Annotated in this window: 19 protein-coding genes; 5 read left to right on the top strand and 14 right to left on the bottom strand. The window is 67.0% G+C overall.

Annotation, left to right across the window (positions count from 1 at the left end):
* Positions 1-28: 28 nt before the first annotated feature.
* The 4 genes from ON23_RS34700 to ON23_RS34685 form a co-directional block, all read right to left on the bottom strand.
* Positions 29-1,723, bottom strand: a complete 1,695-nt coding sequence (locus ON23_RS34700; protein WP_039783997.1) for a thiamine pyrophosphate-requiring protein — start codon at positions 1,721-1,723, stop codon at positions 29-31.
* 32 nt (positions 1,724-1,755) lie between these two features.
* Complete coding sequence (locus tag ON23_RS34695; protein WP_083904430.1) at positions 1,756-2,700, bottom strand: TIGR03620 family F420-dependent LLM class oxidoreductase; 945 nt, start codon at positions 2,698-2,700, stop codon at positions 1,756-1,758.
* Positions 2,685-3,845, bottom strand: a complete 1,161-nt coding sequence (locus ON23_RS34690) for an amidohydrolase family protein (protein WP_157170381.1) — start codon at positions 3,843-3,845, stop codon at positions 2,685-2,687. The genes ON23_RS34695 and ON23_RS34690 overlap by 16 nt, the downstream gene beginning before the upstream one ends.
* Positions 3,846-4,387: 542 nt before the next feature.
* A complete protein-coding gene (locus ON23_RS34685; protein WP_039783990.1) occupies positions 4,388-5,029 on the bottom strand; it encodes a TetR/AcrR family transcriptional regulator in 642 nt (213 codons plus the stop codon).
* A 538-nt stretch (positions 5,030-5,567) separates the two neighbouring features.
* Between ON23_RS34685 and ON23_RS34680 the strand changes: the two genes are divergently transcribed.
* Together ON23_RS34680 and ON23_RS34675 are read left to right on the top strand one after the other, a co-directional pair.
* On the top strand, positions 5,568-5,906 hold the full coding sequence (locus ON23_RS34680; RefSeq protein WP_051043757.1) for an NIPSNAP family protein: 339 nt from the start codon (positions 5,568-5,570) through the stop codon (positions 5,904-5,906).
* 97 nt (positions 5,907-6,003) lie between these two features.
* Entirely contained in the window at positions 6,004-6,771 is a 768-nt protein-coding gene (locus ON23_RS34675) for an SDR family NAD(P)-dependent oxidoreductase (RefSeq protein WP_039783988.1), read from the top strand.
* 71 nt (positions 6,772-6,842) lie between these two features.
* Here ON23_RS34675 and ON23_RS34670 read toward each other — a convergent pair whose 3' ends face one another.
* The 3 genes from ON23_RS34670 to ON23_RS34660 form a co-directional block, all read right to left on the bottom strand.
* On the bottom strand, positions 6,843-7,352 hold the full coding sequence (locus tag ON23_RS34670) for a hypothetical protein (RefSeq protein ID WP_039783987.1): 510 nt from the start codon (positions 7,350-7,352) through the stop codon (positions 6,843-6,845).
* Between the two features lie 329 nt (positions 7,353-7,681).
* Positions 7,682-8,179 (bottom strand): flavin reductase family protein, encoded by a 498-nt coding sequence (locus ON23_RS34665; RefSeq protein ID WP_039784104.1) that lies wholly within the window; start codon positions 8,177-8,179, stop codon positions 7,682-7,684.
* Between the two features lie 62 nt (positions 8,180-8,241).
* Positions 8,242-8,574 (bottom strand): putative quinol monooxygenase, encoded by a 333-nt coding sequence (locus tag ON23_RS34660; RefSeq protein WP_039784102.1) that lies wholly within the window; start codon positions 8,572-8,574, stop codon positions 8,242-8,244.
* A 496-nt stretch (positions 8,575-9,070) separates the two neighbouring features.
* On the opposite strand from ON23_RS34660, the gene ON23_RS34655 reads away from it, so the two are divergent.
* From ON23_RS34655 to ON23_RS34645, 3 genes are all read left to right on the top strand, one after another.
* Positions 9,071-9,610 (top strand): VOC family protein, encoded by a 540-nt coding sequence (locus ON23_RS34655; protein ID WP_039783986.1) that lies wholly within the window; start codon positions 9,071-9,073, stop codon positions 9,608-9,610.
* Between the two features lie 92 nt (positions 9,611-9,702).
* Positions 9,703-10,578: an SDR family NAD(P)-dependent oxidoreductase gene (locus ON23_RS34650; RefSeq protein ID WP_039783985.1), complete on the top strand. Its 876-nt coding sequence runs from the start codon at positions 9,703-9,705 to the stop codon at positions 10,576-10,578.
* Between the two features lie 116 nt (positions 10,579-10,694).
* Complete coding sequence (locus tag ON23_RS34645) at positions 10,695-11,210, top strand: VOC family protein (RefSeq protein ID WP_051043756.1); 516 nt, start codon at positions 10,695-10,697, stop codon at positions 11,208-11,210.
* Between the two features lie 191 nt (positions 11,211-11,401).
* Here ON23_RS34645 and ON23_RS34640 read toward each other — a convergent pair whose 3' ends face one another.
* The 7 genes from ON23_RS34640 to ON23_RS34610 form a co-directional block, all read right to left on the bottom strand.
* Entirely contained in the window at positions 11,402-12,232 is an 831-nt protein-coding gene (locus tag ON23_RS34640; RefSeq protein ID WP_063821404.1) for an SDR family NAD(P)-dependent oxidoreductase, read from the bottom strand.
* A 28-nt stretch (positions 12,233-12,260) separates the two neighbouring features.
* Complete coding sequence (locus tag ON23_RS34635) at positions 12,261-12,653, bottom strand: SDR family oxidoreductase (RefSeq protein WP_051043755.1); 393 nt, start codon at positions 12,651-12,653, stop codon at positions 12,261-12,263.
* A 103-nt stretch (positions 12,654-12,756) separates the two neighbouring features.
* Positions 12,757-13,722 (bottom strand): alpha/beta hydrolase, encoded by a 966-nt coding sequence (locus tag ON23_RS34630; RefSeq protein ID WP_223273342.1) that lies wholly within the window; start codon positions 13,720-13,722, stop codon positions 12,757-12,759.
* A 143-nt stretch (positions 13,723-13,865) separates the two neighbouring features.
* A complete protein-coding gene (gene curA, locus ON23_RS34625; protein WP_039783983.1) occupies positions 13,866-14,909 on the bottom strand; it encodes an NADPH-dependent curcumin/dihydrocurcumin reductase in 1,044 nt (347 codons plus the stop codon).
* 36 nt (positions 14,910-14,945) lie between these two features.
* Complete coding sequence (locus ON23_RS34620) at positions 14,946-15,776, bottom strand: SDR family NAD(P)-dependent oxidoreductase (RefSeq protein WP_039783982.1); 831 nt, start codon at positions 15,774-15,776, stop codon at positions 14,946-14,948.
* Between the two features lie 16 nt (positions 15,777-15,792).
* Positions 15,793-16,194 carry a MaoC/PaaZ C-terminal domain-containing protein gene (locus ON23_RS34615; RefSeq protein ID WP_039783981.1) on the bottom strand — a complete coding sequence of 134 codons (402 nt, stop codon included), beginning with the start codon at positions 16,192-16,194 and terminating at the stop codon, positions 15,793-15,795.
* Entirely contained in the window at positions 16,191-16,649 is a 459-nt protein-coding gene (locus ON23_RS34610; RefSeq protein ID WP_083904427.1) for a MaoC family dehydratase N-terminal domain-containing protein, read from the bottom strand. The genes ON23_RS34615 and ON23_RS34610 overlap by 4 nt, the downstream gene beginning before the upstream one ends.
* Between the last annotated feature and the right edge of the window lies 1 nt (position 16,650).

Raw genomic sequence — 16,650 nt, 5'->3', positions numbered from 1 at the left:
TGAACGATCGGCAGGGGTGCGGCGGGGGTCATTTGCAGCGGATGTCGAGCAGCGCCTGACGTTTCTCGTCCCGCACGACGCGCAGCGCCTCCTTGATCGCGCCCTCGAGCTCGCTGCGGCGGTGGACCGTCGCGCCGTGACCGCCCGAGGCGGTGCAGTAGGCGGCCAGATCCGGTGACGGTGAAAGGTTGGAGAACCGGTCTTCGCCCGTCGTGGCCGCGGTGCCGTCGGGATAGACCAGGTAGGTCGCCGAATCGACGGCGGTCCAGTTGCTGTTGTTGGCGATGATCGTCAGCACCGGCAGTTCGTGTTTGGCCGCCGCGTGATGGCAGGCCGCCGGATTGGCGAACATGTAGGCGCCGTCGCCGAGGGTGGCGACCACCGTGCGATCCCGCGCGGCGTACTGCGCGCCCAGCGCCGCCGGCAGACCCCAGCCCAGACCGCCGGACGCGGGCAGGAAGTAGTACGTACCGGGCTTGGTGCGGTGCAACAGGTCCGGATAGGAGACGTATTCGTTGAACACGATGTCGTCGTCCTCGAGCAGCTCCCCCAGGACCGCGGAGATCGCCGCCATACTGATGACGTCCTCGTCGTCGCGGTCGAGCTCGGCCTGCCGCAGCCCGTCCACAGCGGCACGATTCGCAGTCGCGAGGGTCCGGAACTGTTCGGCGCGAGCCTGATCGATGCCGTCCGCGCGCGTCTCGAGTGCCTCGGACAACCGTGCCAGGAATGCGGTCGGCGTCGCGCTGATCGTGAGGTCCGAGCGGTGCGACCGCATCGGGTAGGTGGTGAACAGCGGGTCGACGCCCACCTGGGCGACGAAGCAGCCCGCGGCCGGTGCCGTCCGGGCCTGAATCCACGGCACGTCGCACTCGACGAAGACGACGACGTCGGCCCGCTCGAGCACAGCCGCCACATCGGCGCCGAGGCGATGCGGATGATCCCAGGCAATGTTCAGGTAACGCGCCCACGGATCGGCCACGCCGATCGCGAACCGCGTGGCGAGATCGCCGAGCAGGGCGACGGATTCGGTCTCCGCACCCGATGCCGCGGCGACGATGACCGGGAACTTCGCCGTCGCGAGCTTGTCCGCGAGTGTGTCGATGGCGGCGGGATCGGGCTGCAAGGTGGCGGGCACCGGCATGGGCGGCTGCGCCTGCGCCGGTGCGTCGGCCTCCTCGGCGAGGACCTCACGGGGAAGGGAAAGATAGACGGGCCCGCGCGGGTGCGCGGTCGCGACGCTCAGGGCGCGGTCGACCACGGCCTCGACCTGGCGCGGATCGCGCAGCTCGTAATCCCACTTCACGAACTCGCGCACCATGCTCGCCTGGTCGAACATCTCCTGCGACCAGTGAATCGGAAGGTCACGCGCACCGACCGCGCCGAATTCGAGGATCGGCGAGCGACCGGCGGTGACCAGCAACGGAATCCGGTCCCGAGCGGCGTTCGCGACCGAACACACCGCATTGCCCGTGCCGACGTTGACATGCAGCATCAGCGCCTGCGGCCGTCCGGTCACCAGCGCGGCGCCGTGCGCCATTCCGCCGGCCAGGTTCTCGTGCGCACACAGCACCGGCAGCGGCAGCTCCGGGCCGCCGTCGCGCTTGTTGTCGGCATAGGCCTCGACGATCGGCGCGAAATCGGTTCCCGCATTGACGAAGAACCACTCGATACCTTGCTCGGCGAGCGCGGTGAGATAACGGGAAGCAGCGGTGTGCGGCATGGAAAGCTTTCTGTTCGAGGCGTGCACGGGTGTCATGTGGCCGACCGGGTGCGCAGCGAGGGAATGAGGGACGCGAGTTCGCGCCACTCCGTTTCCGGCAGCGTCCGCGGGTCGGAGGTGAGCACCTGCACGCAGACGTGGTCTGCCCCGGCGTCGAGGTGTGCCTGTATCCGGGCGGCGATCTGCTCGAGCGAGCCCCAGGCGACGATCGCGTCGACGAGCCGGTCGCTCCCCCCGCCGCCCAGATCGTCGTCGTCCCACCCGGATCGGCGAAGATTGTTCGTGTAGTTCGGCAACGCGAGATACCGGTGCATGAACCGGCGGGCGATGTCTCGGGCCCGGCTCGCATCGGTCTCGAAGACGACCGTTTGCGCGGGCGCGAGCAGCGCGTCGCCACCGAGTGTCTCGCGGGCGGCCGCGGTGTGTTCGACCGGGACGAAATAGGTGTGGGCGCCGGCGCCGCGTTCGGCGGCCAGCCGCAGCATCCGCGGCCCGAGCGCGGCCAGCACCCGCCGGGGGGCGACCGGTGCGGCCGCCCCCATGAAGATGCCCGCGTCCATCCGGTCGAGGTAGTCGACCATCGTGCTGTACGGCCTATTGCCGTACCGCCCTTGATGATTGCCTTCCACCATCGACTGGTGACTCACCCCGACACCCAGCAGGAAACGTCCCGGGAACGCCTCGCTCAGTGTCTGCCAGCCCGCGTTCATCGTCATGGCCGTGCGGCAATGCAGGCCGGCGATACCCGTGGCCACCATCAGGCGATCGGTGGCCGACAGCAGTAGTGCGGTGCCGGCGAACGGTTCGCGCGCCAGCGCCTCGGGCACCCAGAGGGCGCCGAAGCCGAGCTCGTCGAGTTCGGCAGCCGCCTTCTGCGCGACGGCCATCGGCTGGACGTCGAGCTGGTACGACCAGATCCCGAGCGGGCCGAGGGCTGGGGCGCGGGCATCTTCAGCGGAGATCACGGGAAGAGCCACTCGGCGTTCGTACGGAAGAACTTCGTGGTGATCTCCTCGCCGAGCGGTTCGATCTTCGCGAGCATGTTCTTCATCGAATCCTTCGTACCCTCGACGTGCGGGTAGTCGGTCGAATAACAGAACACGTCGGCGAGCTCCGGATCCTCGCGGAAGTAGCGGTCGGCCGGCTCGAAGTTGAACGGCGAGACACGCACGTTGCGCGCGATGAACTGCGAGGGCTTCAGCGAGAACTTGGCCGCGGACGCCCCGGGGAACACCTTGACGTACATGTCCATGCGGCGGGCGGAGTTGCCCACCCAGTCCGCGCCGACCTCGAACAGGCCCACGCGCAGGTTCGGGAACCGCTCGAACACGCCGCCGAGAACCATGGACGACAGGTAGTTCTCGATCGCGAAGTGCACGGTGGAGAACAGCTGGATGTTGGTGTTCGGGATCTCGGGAGACTGGAACAGATCCTGCAGGGTCTCGGCGATCATCCAGCCCGGGTTCAGGAACGCGAACTCGGTGCCGATGTGCAGCGTCACCGCGATGTTGTTCTCCTCGAGCAGCTTCCACAGCGGATCGTGCACCGAGTGCGACGGCGCCACACCGCCCGGAGGCACGTCGGCTTGGAGGTAGACCGCTTTGACACCGGCGTCGACCAGATCCTTTGCCATGGCGAGCATCTTGGCCGGGTCGGAGTTGGTGGTGAGGATTCCGACCACACGGATGCGGCCGTCGGCCAGGTTCGCGTTGGCCTTGACCCACTCGTTGTACGACCGGACGTAGTCCGCGGCGAATTCCGGCCGCGACAGGCCCTCGAACACCGAAAGGTCACCGCCGAAACGCATGTCGTAGGCGATGTCCTCCATCTCGCCGATCATCATCGCGGCGATCGCGGTGGTCGGGAAGACCAACTGCTTGTCGATGCCCATCACATCGAGCACCTCGACACGACGGCTCAGGTCGATGGCACTCGGAGCCGACGGGCCCTTGATCTTCCAGATCCCCTCGGGATCGACGTCCTTGACGTCACCCTCGATGTTGGGCTGATGCATATTGGTATCGCTCGGGTCCGGACGCAGCTTGTCCGCCGACTCGAAGATTTTGCCCATGATCCGGCCGGGCTTGCCCAGGACGTCCTCGAGCAGGTGGCTGGGAATCATTTCATGAGCGTCGACGTCATGTGCCAGCAGCTTCATTGCAGCCTCTCTGGATTGTGGTTTCGCGGTACGCAATCGGTTGTTCGACGCAAGCGCCGAGAGGTGCTCGGTCCGATGCCCGAGTAGGCGATTAGATAGATTGATCTAGCGAGCTAAGCGTAAACGGATCTTTCTCGGTCCGTCAATACTCGGGCCGCCAACCGCTTCGACTCGGAATCCGAAACGAACGGCAGGCGAACGGGCTGTGGTCGCGTCATCCGCCTGCCTCCTGACCGTTCGGTTTCCGATGAGATGAAGTCTCTTCCGGAACACCGGCGCCCAGCACCCGCCAAGCTTCGCGCGATCGGAGGTTCTCGCCCGCCAACTGCCGGGTCGCCGGCAAAACCCGATACCGAGCGCGTCGATCGACCACGCGGGGCGCTACATCAGCCGGCACAGACGACACGGGATGCGTCGAGCCCGCTCAACGGACCGCAGCGCCCCTGAACGAAAAGAACCCGCCAACGCGGCGAATCGCGTTGGCGGGTTGGTGATTACGACTTATGTCAGCTCGCGCTGCTGCCCCGGCCGGAACGGTCGTAGCGGCCCGCGGCAAGGCCGGCGGCTACCGCATTGGTGGCGGCGCGCCCGGCGGTGTGCAGAGGCGCCGACGAACGGGTGGTACGGGCCAGCAGCACCGCGCCTTCGATGAGGCAGAAGATCTCCACCGCAACCTCCCGGCCGCGCTCGGGGGTCATCCCGGCCGTGGTGAACCGCTCCTCGAGAACCTCGAGCCACGATTCGAACGCTGCGGCGGCGGCTTTCCGCATCAACTCGTCGTTGTTGGCGACCTCCAGCGCGATCGTCGCGATCGGGCACGCGTCCTCGTAGTCGGTGGCCTCGAGCATTTCGGCCGCCTGAACGAAGGACGCGGCGGTCGCCTCGACGACGTCGGCCCCCGCCGGGTACACCGACTCGAGCAATTCCCGGTACCGCTCGCCGCCGTGGGCCAGGGCGGCGGCACCGAGCTCCTGCTTTCCGCCCGGGAAGAAGTGGTAGAGCGATCCGTAGGGTGCCTCGGCGGCGGCGAGGACGGCCTTGATGCCGGTAGCCCCGTAGCCCTGCCGGCTGAACAGCTCTGCCGCGGACTCGACGAGGCGGTCTCGCGTTTCCGGCCGCTTTCCGAGGGTTGACGAGGTGGGAGACATGCGTCTAGATTACCCCACTAGATCAATCTGTCGTACTGTGACGTTCGCCCCAGCGCGATCGATCCGGGTATAGGTCCCAGGACATCGCCGACCGGCACGGTAACTCCGAATACGAAGGCCGTCGCCGCACCTACGTAGCGCCCGTCCGGGATCACAGGCTCTCCTGACGACCCGTTGACCGATACGAGCGCGAATCCGTTGCGCCACAGCGGGACCCGTACGACGCCACGAATTCATCATCGAACATCACGACGCGAAACCCGCCGCTGCGCTGTGGGGATCTGTTCGGGTCGAGTGGTGGCCGTCGACAGACCCACGCGCGACCGGACAGCAGCGTCGCTCGATTGCCGCCTCGACACCGCACGATCGGCAGCCGCCACAGGCGTAAACGCGAACGCCGGAACGCCACCTTGCCGAAGGGGCAGCCGCACAGTGGAATCCCTGCCCCGACCGTCTCCGGTCACTCCCGCTCACCCTAGCGCTCCTGAGCGATATCAGCAGTTCAGAGCCGCCGAAGCTCATGTGATAGATTGATCTAGTGACCGCAGATACACGTATTTTCGAGCTCCGCACATACGAGGCCGTGCCCGGCAAGATCGACGCGCTGCTGACTCGCTTCCGCGAGCACGCGGCGGCCCTGTTCGAGAAGCACGGGATGACCAACATCGGTTTCTGGGTGGCGAACGACGACGACGGCAAGCCCACCGAGACCCTGGTCTACCTCGTCGCTCACGCCAGCCGGGAGGCCGCCCAGAAATCGTGGGAGTCCTTCTGGGCCGACCCCGAGTGGGCCGCAGCCCGGGCCGACGGCGAACAGGTCACGGCCAGCGCGACCTCCCAGTTCCTCGACCCCGCCGACTTCTCCCCACTGCGCTGACGCACGCGCCAGGCCCGACCACGGCGGCCACCGGCCCCGCGGTCGGGCCTTCTCGACCTCTCCCCCGGCCACGCCGGAACCATTCGAAGGATTCTGCATGACCTCGCTCTTCGACCTCACCGGACACGTCGCCCTGATCACCGGGGGCAACTCCGGTATCGGACTCGGCATGGCGCACGGGCTCGCGCAGTGCGGCGCCGACGTCTGCATCTGGGGGACCAACGCCGAGCGCAACGAGGCTGCCGCGGAGGAACTGTCGAAACACGGCACCCGGGTGCGCGGGGTCCGCTGCGACGTCGGCGACGAGGACGCGGTGACGGCGAGCTTCGCCGAGACACTCGACCACTTCGGGCGGATCGACTCCTGCTTCGCGAACGCGGGCACCCACGCGCCCGACATCCGCTTCGTCGACACCACCCTCGCGGACTTCCGGTCGGTCACCCGGGTGAATCTCGAAGGCGCGTTCCTCACCCTGCGCACCGCGGCGAAACACATGGTGGAGCGCGGCGGAGGCGGTGTGCTCGTCGGCACCTCGAGCGTCTCCTCGCTGCACGGCACCCCGCGCGGTCAGGCTTATGCGGCGAGCAAGGCCGGCTTGTCCGCGATCATCCGCGGATGCGCGATCGAATTGGCGCGCTACGGAATCAACGCCCATTCGCTCGTGGTGGGCTGGACCGAGACACCGTTGATCTCGCGGGAGATGAACGACCCGGCGTTCGAGCACAACGTCATGAAGCGGATGCCGCACCGGCGATGGGGCGAACCCGGCGACTTCGCGCGCCTGGCCGTGTATCTGGCCGGCGGGGTCGGCGGATTCCAGACCGGCGACGAGATCGTGATCGACGGCGGATATTCGATCTTCTGACGACACCGTCCCGGCCGATCGCACTCGGGCGAGAGTGGCGATCGACCGGGACAGCTGCTTCGAACTACCGATCAGGCCTGCGCAGCAACAAGATTCGGTTCGCGCGCGGGTTGCGCATAACGCAGCCGCTGGAATCCGGCGACGGTGAGCGTCACCATCGAGCCGAGGAACAGGACGGTGCCCAGCCGGGTGTACTGCAGACTCGACAGCAGGACGGACACATCCGGTGCCGCCTTCACGGTCACGAACAGGGTGATCAGCAATTGCAGCAGGCCGACCAGCGCACATCCCGCACCTGTCGCCCGCCTTCCGTTGCGGAGCACGACGAGCGCCGTGATCGTCGTCAGCGCCGCGAACGTCCACGCGACCCACTGATAGAACGCGACCTGCAGGCCGCTGGGATTGGCGGCGTTCATCGCCGCCAGATCGGCGAAGGTCAAGGTGGTGGCGGGCGTCGTCGCGGTGGCCGGGACGTAGGTCCACACGGGCCCCAGCAGCGCCCACCAGACGGCGACGACGCTGATGATCAGAAGCGCGTCGGTGTTGCGTTGCACGCGCGAAAGCGGTTGCGAATCATTCATTTTCAGCTCACTTCTTCGGGAACGGAGTTGGGTACGAACGCGAGGAGCGCTGGGCTCCGCCGAGACGATGAGGTCCCCCTCGTTCTCCGATCCTCGTCGTCGGTGACGACGACAGGCCGAGCCAGCGGTGACCGGCCTGTCGTCGTCTCGTCGTCTGTTACGACGACGCCGGGCCGACGGGCGGCGAACGACCCGGCGTCCGGTCGCCACGGCCTACCGCGGGTTGCCCAGCGGAACCCGGCGCGCCCCCGGCAGAGACTCGATCCGCGCAGCCGCGGACCGATCCGATGCGTCTGCTCACGATTACCGCCACTCCCTCGTCCGGCCGGTCAGATGGCGGCGAGCCGGCGGAACCGGCTGCCGTGAAAGACGAGCGGCGCGGCCTCGGGATCCGCACGCAGCCCGTGGATTTCGAGCAGCGCGACGGTGTGGTCGCCGGCCGGGACCTCGCTGTACAGCGAACATTCGAGCCATGCGGTGGCGCCGTGCACGAACACCCCGCCGTGGGGCGCCCGATCCCAGGCGATATCGGCGAAGCGGTCGTCGCATTTGCGGGACAAGCTCAGACAGATGTCGTCGTGGCCCTCCGCCAGCACGCTGATGCCCAGCCGCGGCAGATCGCGCAGCCTGGGCCAGGTGGCCGAGGATTCCTGGAAGCAGACCGACACCAGCGGCGGTGCCACCGACACCGAGGTGAACGAACTGGCCGCCATGCCCACCGGCTCGCCGTCGACCAGGGCGCACACCGCGGTCACGCCGGACGGGAAACACCCGAACGCGCGGCGCAGCAGGCCCGGGTCGGCGGAGATCGGTTCGAACGCGATCATCGTTCCGGTCGGCCTTTCGTTCGCGTCGTATCGGGCACTCGCCTGCTGCCGGGCGGCCGTCATCACAACTGCCCCAGTTTCGCGTCGCCCGCCGGAAGCGGCTGCAGCACAGTGACATCCAGCGGTCCGGTGAGCAGGCCGTCGAGCTTCGCGGTGAGGGCGGCGAAGGCAGCGCCGGACGCATGAGCGCTGAGCAACTCCGCCGACGCCCACTTCTCCAGGACCACGAAACCGGGCTTACCGCGCACGCTGCGGTGCGCCGCATAGAGTTCACAGCCGTGGTCCTGCGCGTGCGTCGCGGCGACGGCCTCGAGCAGGGCGCTCTGGACCTGCTCCTCGGTACCCGGCCGGGGCACCAGGGTCGCCACGAGAACGACGGGGGCGGACTGATTCACGGGATTCTCCCAACATTCGGCCACCGGCGGCGCGTCACATTCCGACCGCGCGGCGGACCCGGTCCGATTTGATAGATTGATCTAATCGAGCGTAAGGGGATGTCTCCGGCCCCGTCAACAGTCCTTCTCGCATTCGCCGGCACCGAAATCGCGTGCCCGCCATCTGGCGGATGTTTCGCGCGGCAATGACGTCGTTTGGTGGCTACGACCACACGCCGCCGGCGGATTGACTGGACTACGCCCAGCGCCTGTCCCAGGCGGGCGTCGGCGTCGACCTTCACATGTGGGGCGGTGGATTCCACGGCTTCGATATCGGAATCCGCCAGCCGGCGGTATCGCAGGCTTCGCTCGCGGCGCGGGATGAATTCATCCGCCGCGCCCTGGAGCGATGGGGATCACCGGCTCTCTCGTATCGGCGGCGTACGCGCCGCCGGAAAGCCCTGCCGCGCACGGCGAATGCCCCCACCGACGTGGGCCGAAAAAAGGAGAAAGCACTATGCTCGCACCAAGCCAGTTCCGTCAGATCGCCTGGGTAGTCGACGATCTCGACGCCGCGGTCCGGCAGTGGCAGCAGACCACCGGCATCGGGCCGTTCTTCGTCGGTAAGCACATCGGCGCGATGATCACCGATACGACCTACCGGGGCCGCGCGGTCGAGATCGATATCAGCGCCGCGATCGCCTACGCCGGATCGGTGCAGATCGAACTCATCCAGCAGCACGACGACGCACCGTCGCCCTACCGCGAGGTCTACCCGGTGGGAGAAGGCGGCATTCACCATATGCAGGCCTTCGTCGAGGATGTCGACACCCAGTGCCGCGTCTACGAGAAGTACGGCTTCGAGGTCGTGATGACCGGAGCGGTCGGCGGCCTGACGCCGGTGGCTTATGTGGACACTCGCGCGGCGACCGGTTGTATGACCGAACTCATGAGCCGGCAGGGCCCCGCGGTGCACATGTTCGACGCCCTCGTGGCCGTCACCGCCGGCTGGGACGGATCCGATCCGATTCGCGACATGGCGACGCTGATGTCCTGAGGCCGCTGCCGCGTTCGGCCGGCACCTCGCCGACCAATTGCTTTGAAGCACAGCGGTTTACGACCGTCTACCACGACAGACAGGAGCACATCATGGTTTGGCCGGCAGGAGAAGCGGCATTCGTCACGGGTGCCGCATCGGGCATCGGACTCGGCATCGCCCGGGCATTGGTCGCAGCGGGAGCCAAGGTCGCGCTCGCCGATATCGACGGCTCCCGGCTCGCGGGCGTCGTGCGGGAACTGAACGACGCCGGTGGCGTGGTCACCGCGGTGGAACTCGACGTCAGCGACGCCTCCCAGTGGGAGGCCGCCGCCGATCACGCCGAGTCGGCGCTCGGCCCGATTTCGATCCTGTGCAACAACGCCGGTGTCAACGGCGGCGGGGCGATCGACGAGACCCCACTCGAAGTCTGGCGCTGGGTACACCGGATCAACACCGACGCGCAGTTCATCGGCGTCTCGACGTTCCTCCCCCGTTTCAAGCGACGCGGCGGCCGCGCGCACATCACCAACACCGCGTCCATGGCCGGTCTGGTACCGATGGCAACGGTGGGCGCCTACGTGTCCTCGAAATTCGCCAGCGTCGGCTTCTCGATGGTGCTGCGCGAGGAACTGCGTGGCACCGACATCGGTGTCTCCATGCTGTGCCCCGGCTCGGTGTCCACCCGCATCAACGAGACCGGCGAACAAGGACAGGCGAAACTGCTGGGCCGCGCGCCCAATGCCGCTGTCGCGGAACAGAACGGCGCATTGCTCGCCCAGGGCGCGAATCCCGATCGCGTCGGCGAACAAGTCGTCCAGGCGATGCGGGACCAGCAGTTCCTGATCATCACCCACCGCGACTGGGAACCGCTCGTCCTCGGGGTGCATCGCGAGATCGAGCGGACGTTCACCGAATTCGACAACCGATACGGACCCGACCTCGCGGCGCAGATGCTGGTCGCGGGATCGAATCCGGTCGCCTCGTAAGGCGCGGCACAGCGAGCGGCACCAAGCGCCGCGGTAGCATCGCTCTAGATAGATTGATCTAGTATTCTCGTCACATCGCAACTTCACGCGTAGTAAGAAATGAAAGGCCAACCGCAATGATCAAAATCGAGCGCGTCGCGCATGTCGTCATCAAGGTCCGCAGCCTGGAGAAGTCGCTCGACTTCTACACGCGGGTCCTCGGATTGAAGGTCATGGGCCGCATCCCACCGAACGTCGCATTCCTGTCGACGGGACGCGACCACCACGAACTGGGAATCGCCGAACTCGGCACCGAAGCTCCCGATGGGACCTTCTATCAGGTCGGAATGGAGCATTTCGCGTTCAAGCTCAGCAATGAGGCCGATCTGATCGAAGCGTACGAGACGCTGCTGGAGGAGAAGGTCGAGATCGCCTACACCGTCAACCACGGAGTGACCAAGAGCGTCTACTTCTTCGACCCCGACGGCAATGAGCTCGAAGTGTATGCCGACAATTCCCCCGAGGAAGTCGCGAGCTTCGAAAACCCTTACGGGGGAATGGAAAAACTGGCCTTCGCCACCGATCAGCCGTCGTTGATGGATTCGATCATCAAGGCCCAGCAGTCGATGGCCCCCGCGGGCGCGGCGGAATGATCCGGCGGTCCATCGCTGGATCCGGCAGTCGGCGCCTTCCACGGGTGATCCGCCGCGCGCTGGAGCACTGAGACCACAGGAACGCTCCTCGGGTGACCTGGTCATCCGAGGAGCGTTGTGCTGTGCGCCCACTGAACCGTAAATGCCGGCGCTACCGTCCGCCCCCGGGGAAAATCCCCGAGTGGAAGCGATCACTCGGCGTCTGCGAAGGGGACGAGCTCACCTTCGTGGGCCCACAGCTCCACCTGGTGCGGATTGATGATCGTCATCCCCCCGTGGATCGGAATCGTGACACCGTTGATGTATCCGGCCTTGTCGGAAGCGAGGAATGCCGCCATCTCGCCGATATCCTCAGGGACGCCGAGCCGACTGGTCGGCTGCGCCATCAAGTGCATGTCTCGCACCGCCGGTGGCAGGGCGATCAGCGCGGACTCGCTGAGAACGACGCCGGGCGCGATGCCGTTGCAACGTATCCCCCGCTTCCCGAAACCTGTTGCCACGTACTTGATGAGCGTGTCGAGAGCGCCTTTCGAGACGCCGTACGCAGTCTGATTCACGGTCGCGTGATGCGCACCCACCGACGAAGTGATGATGATCGAACCGCCGCCCCGCTTCTCCATCTCCGGGATCGCATACTTGCAACCCAGCATCGGGCCGCGGACGTTGATCGCCATCACCCGATCCCAGTCCGCAGCTTCGATGTCCACGACGGTCGTATCGCGTCCCAGGAACGCCGGATTGACGAGGGCCGCGTTGTTGTGCAGGATGTCCAGCCCACCGAAGGTGTCGACGGCGAGTTGCACCATGGCCTTGATGTGTTCCTCCACCGCGACATCGACCGTGGTCGCCACGGCGCGGCCACCCGCCTCCGTGATGGCGGCGACCGTCGCCTCGGCACCGGCGGTGTTGATGTCCGAGACCACGACCGCGGCACCCTCGCGGGCAAGTATCTTGGCCGACGCCGCACCGATCCCGCTTCCCGCGCCGGTGACGGCCGCGACCTTTCCACTCAACAATGACATGTCTTCTCTCCTCATCGAATGCTGTGATTCATCGGTCGTTACCGAAGGCGCGCAGTCGCCGGAAATACCCGACGAGGTCCCACATCGGCACCGCCTTCGGCCAGGCCGTCGGACGGAAATAGGCGTCGGAACCGCCGTCCACGAAGACTGTGGTTCCCACCAGATAGTCGGCCGCGTCCGACAGCATGAACACGACCCAGTCGCCGATCTGCGATGCGTCCCCCAGACCACCGATCGGCGCCGGCACGGCTTCGATCCGCTTGCGCTCCGCCTCGGTGGTCATCAAGTCCTCGAGCATCGGCGTGCGGATCGCGCCGGGGGCGATCGCGTTGAGCCGGATTCCGGCACCGGCCCAGTCCGCCCGGACTGCGTTCTGACGCACCCACAGACTGACCGCGGTCTTGGCTGCGCCGTAGATCACCGGGGACGCCGCACTGCGGAAGAGCCGGTGTGGCCGGCTCGGCGCAGCTTCGCCGCCGCTTGTTGCCCCATCCCGGATGCGGCTCCCGTGACGGCATAGGTACTCATTTCGTCACCACCGCATTGTGCGGCCGCGATCCGAGTGCGGTTCGGATGAACGCGTCGCGCGCCGAGAGGGCCGCCCGGCTGATCGCGGCCCCGGGCACCGAAAGGTCGAAACCGTGCACACCACCTCCCCACACGTGGAGGTCGACCGATACACCCGCCCGCGACAGCCGCGTCGCGTAATCGATGACTTCGTCACGGAAGGTCTCCACCGATCCGACGTCGATGAAGGTTCTCGGCAACCCCGCGAGGTCTTCCGCCCGCGCGGGTGCCGAGTACGGGGAGACATCCGGTCCCCCTCTGCGGTCGCCGAGCAGCGAGGTCCAGCCGTATTCGTTCTCCGCACGGTCCCATACGCCTTCACGCAGCAACATCTGCGCACTCGGAGTCCGAAGCCTGTCGTCGAGCATCGGCGCGCTGAGGATCTGATGAGTCAGTGCCGGTCCGCCACGGTCACGAGCGAGCAGCGCGGTCCCCGCGGCCAGGCCTCCGCCTGCGCTGATACCGGCGATCATGATGCGCGCCGGATCGACCTGCAGGTCTGCGGAACGATCCGCCAGCCAGCACAGTCCCGCGTAGCAGTCTTCGAGAGGCGCGGGATCAGGGTGCTCCGGCGCGAGACGGTAGTCGACCGACACGACCACGACTCCGATCTCGTGCACGTACGCGACCAATTGATCCAGTGCCGTGCGCGGTGTGCCCGCGACCATGCCTCCGCCGTGGATGTTGTAGATCGCGGGCCATGGCCCGCTGCCCTCGGCCGGACGCAGGACGACCACCGGAACGTCCGGTGCCCCCGCTGGGCCGGGCACCACCGACTCCTCGACGACCACGGCCCCACCTGCGGTGAAGTCAGGCGTCGGCGCTCCCGGAATGCCGTCCGCCACGATCGACCGAACCTGCGCCAGCGTGTCCGGTGCAACGCGAGGCACCAACTGTTCGATCTGGCGGAGCGCCCTCGCCACCTCGGCGTCGATGGGTGGGCATGGGCCATATTCAGTATTCACAAAAGTTCGCCTCCTGCGGGTGATGAGCGTTGATGTGGGATTCGGCCCATAGGGTCGGGCCGACATCCGGATGATCCGCTCAGCCAGGCCCACCGCGGCCTTCAGTCGCGCGTCGGATCCTCCCCGACTCGAACGAGCAGCTTGCCGAAATTCCGTCCGGCCAGCAGACCACGGAACGCCTCCGGCGCACGCTCGAGACCATCGACGATGTCCTCACGGTAGCGGACCGACCCTTGCGCGACCCAGCCCGCCATATCGCGGAGGAAGTCCGCTTGCCGAGTGGGGACGAACTCTTCGACGATGAAGCCTCGGACGGACAGGCTCCGGGTCAGGATCTGCCACAGGACTGCGGACAGATCCAGCCGGTCGGTGCCCGCCGATGTCTCGGTGCGGTTGTAGCCGGATACCACGCCACACACCGGGATTCGCGCGAACGGGTTGAGCCTGCCGACCACGGCCTCGGTGACCGGGCCGCCGACATTTTCGAAATAGACGTCGATCCCGTCCGGGGTGGCGGCCTCGAGGTCGGCGCGAAACGTAGGTGAGCGGTGGTCGATCGCCGCGTCGAAGCCGAATTCCTCGATCAGCGCACGGCACTTCACGGGCCCGCCCGCGATGCCGATCGCCCGCGCGCCTTTGAGTTTCGCGATCTGGCCGACGGCCGAACCCACCGGTCCCGACGCGGCGGCCACCGCCACGGTCTGTCCCGGCTCCGGCTTTCCGATATCCAGCAGGCCCGCGTACGCGGTCAGCCCCGGCATGCCCAGCACACCGAGGGCCGTGGAAATCGGCGCCTCGGCCGGGTCGAGGCGCCGGGTCTGCCTGGCCGGCACGACAGCATGGGTCTGCCAGCCGGTGAACGCCAGCACCAGATCGCCCGGCGCCCGGTTCGGCGAGCGAGATTCGAGCACCTCGCAGACTGTGCCGCCGATCATGACCGCACCGAGTTCGACCGGCTCGGCATAGGATTCGGCCGCGCTCATCCGGCCCCGCATATACGGGTCCAGCGACAGGTAGATCGTGCGCAGCAGCACCTGTCCGTCGATCAGTTCGGAAAGTTCGGCGGTGCCGACCTCGAAGTCGCTGTCGCGCGGCTCACCGACGGGGCGGCTGGTGAGTCGGATCTGAGTAGTCTTGTGTCCCAACGGTTCTCTCCTCCGTAACGGCTCGCGACGGCGCCGTCACATCATGAATCCGCCGCCGCAGACCAGGGTCTGCCCGCTGACGTAGTCCGATTCCGGAATGCACAGCAGATACACCGAACCGGCGGCGTCCTGCGGAGTGCCGGCCCGGCCGAGCGGGATGCCGCTCTCCATCGCCGACAGCACGTCGGGATTGACGCCGACCTTGATCCGGTTGCCCGCCATATCGATCGTCGCGTCGCCGCCGGCCGGCGCCTCGGTCAGCCGTGTCTTGATCAGGCCGAAGGCGACGCTGTTGACCGTGACGTTGTAGCGGCCCCACTCCTTGGCGAGAGTCTTGGTCAGCCCGGTGACACCGGCCTTGGCGGCGGCGTAGTTGGCCTGTCCCGCATTGCCGCCCACCCCGGCGAGCGAGGAGATGTTGACGACCTTGCGGCAGGGCACGTCCGCACCGGCCTGCCGGGCCTGCTTCACCGCGGAGGAGATCACCGGCTGCGCGGCGCGCAGAATCCGGAACGGTGCTTTCAGGTGGACGTCGAGAATGGCGTCCCACTGCTCGTCGGTCATCTTCTGGATGACGCTGTCCCACGTGTACCCGGCGTTGTTGACGATGATGTCCAGGCCGCCGTAGGTGTCGGTCGCCGTGTGCACGAAGCGTTCGGCGAAATCCTCGTCGGTCACGCTGCCGACACAGGCCACCGCCCTGCCCCCGGCGGCCTCGACCGCGGCGACCGTCTCCTTCGCCGGTTCGGCATCCAGGTCGTTGACCACCACTGCGGCGCCGTCGGTGGCCAGCTTCAGCGCGATCTCGCGACCGATACCGCGTCCGGAGCCGGAGACGAGGGCGACCTTGCCGTCGAGCTTTCCCATTGTGCAGCAGATCCTTTCAGTGCAGAGCGACGACGGCGTCGCCGATCAGAGTGGGGGTTCCGTCTTCCAACGCGACCGTCAGCTCGAGCGTGGCCAGACCGTCCGCCACCGAGACGACGTTCGCGGTGCAGATCGGCCGGCCGTGCACAGGGGTGATCGCCGCGAACCGCACCTGCCAGGACCGGATGCGTTCCTGCGGAAACCGATCGGTCAGCAGCCGCCCCAGATAGGCCATGGACAACATGCCGTGGGCGAATACGTCGTCGCGGCCGGCGGATCGGGCCACGTCGAGATCGATGTGGATCGGGTTGTGGTCGCCGGATGCGCCGGCGAACAGCGCCAGGGTGGCTCGCGAAATCGGTTCGACCTCGAGCGCGGGCAGTTCGTCGCCTGCCGAAAGCTCTGTCGCCGAGGTCATTTCGCTACCTCCGGGTTGCGGACGACGAGGACGCTGGTCGCCTCGGCGACCGGTTCGGCACCGCGGCTGATGCTGGTCTGCTTGACCAGGAAGTCCAGCGCGCCGCCCTTCTTGCTGTAGACGTCGACGATGCGGGGCCGCAGGGTCAGCGTGTCCCCCGCGTGAGCCGGACGGTGGTAGGCGAACGACTGCTCACCGTGCAGTACCCGGCGCAGGTCCACGCCGAGTGCGGCGAGATATCCGAACGGGTCGGGAGTCTCCAGCTCCAGGCTGTAGAAGAACGTGGGCGGCACCGGCAGATCGGGATGACCCGCCTGCCGAGCCGCGTCCACGACGGTGTAGATCGGGCTCGTTTCGCCGATGGCCTTGGCGAACAAGCGAAGTCGGCCGCGTTCGACGTCCACGGTGATCGGGTCGAACGACAGCGCGAGGGCTGCCTGTACATCGATCGGCACC

Source organism: Nocardia cerradoensis NBRC 101014, from assembly GCF_000308535.1.
Classification (GTDB): domain Bacteria; phylum Actinomycetota; class Actinomycetes; order Mycobacteriales; family Mycobacteriaceae; genus Nocardia; species Nocardia cerradoensis.
Note: the sequence above shows the minus strand (reverse complement) of the source record. Positions and strands in the feature narration are given on the sequence as shown.

Bases quoted from the DNA above. Each gene is read 5' to 3' on its own strand.
- ON23_RS34700 (WP_039783997.1), bottom strand. From the start codon at position 1,723: ATGCCGCACACCGCTGCTTCCCGTTATCTCACCGCGCTCGCCGAGCAA.
- ON23_RS34690 (WP_157170381.1), bottom strand. From the start codon at position 3,845: ATGATTCCCAGCCACCTGCTCGAGGACGTCCTGGGCAAGCCCGGCCGG.
- ON23_RS34685 (WP_039783990.1), bottom strand. From the start codon at position 5,029: ATGTCTCCCACCTCGTCAACCCTCGGAAAGCGGCCGGAAACGCGAGAC.
- ON23_RS34675 (WP_039783988.1), top strand. From the start codon at position 6,004: ATGACCTCGCTCTTCGACCTCACCGGACACGTCGCCCTGATCACCGGG.
- ON23_RS34670 (WP_039783987.1), bottom strand. From the start codon at position 7,352: ATGAATGATTCGCAACCGCTTTCGCGCGTGCAACGCAACACCGACGCG.
- ON23_RS34665 (WP_039784104.1), bottom strand. From the start codon at position 8,179: ATGATCGCGTTCGAACCGATCTCCGCCGACCCGGGCCTGCTGCGCCGC.
- ON23_RS34655 (WP_039783986.1), top strand. From the start codon at position 9,071: ATGCTCGCACCAAGCCAGTTCCGTCAGATCGCCTGGGTAGTCGACGAT.
- ON23_RS34650 (WP_039783985.1), top strand. From the start codon at position 9,703: ATGGTTTGGCCGGCAGGAGAAGCGGCATTCGTCACGGGTGCCGCATCG.
- ON23_RS34645 (WP_051043756.1), top strand. From the start codon at position 10,695: ATGATCAAAATCGAGCGCGTCGCGCATGTCGTCATCAAGGTCCGCAGC.
- ON23_RS34640 (WP_063821404.1), bottom strand. From the start codon at position 12,232: ATGTCATTGTTGAGTGGAAAGGTCGCGGCCGTCACCGGCGCGGGAAGC.
- ON23_RS34620 (WP_039783982.1), bottom strand. From the start codon at position 15,776: ATGGGAAAGCTCGACGGCAAGGTCGCCCTCGTCTCCGGCTCCGGACGC.
- ON23_RS34615 (WP_039783981.1), bottom strand. From the start codon at position 16,194: ATGACCTCGGCGACAGAGCTTTCGGCAGGCGACGAACTGCCCGCGCTC.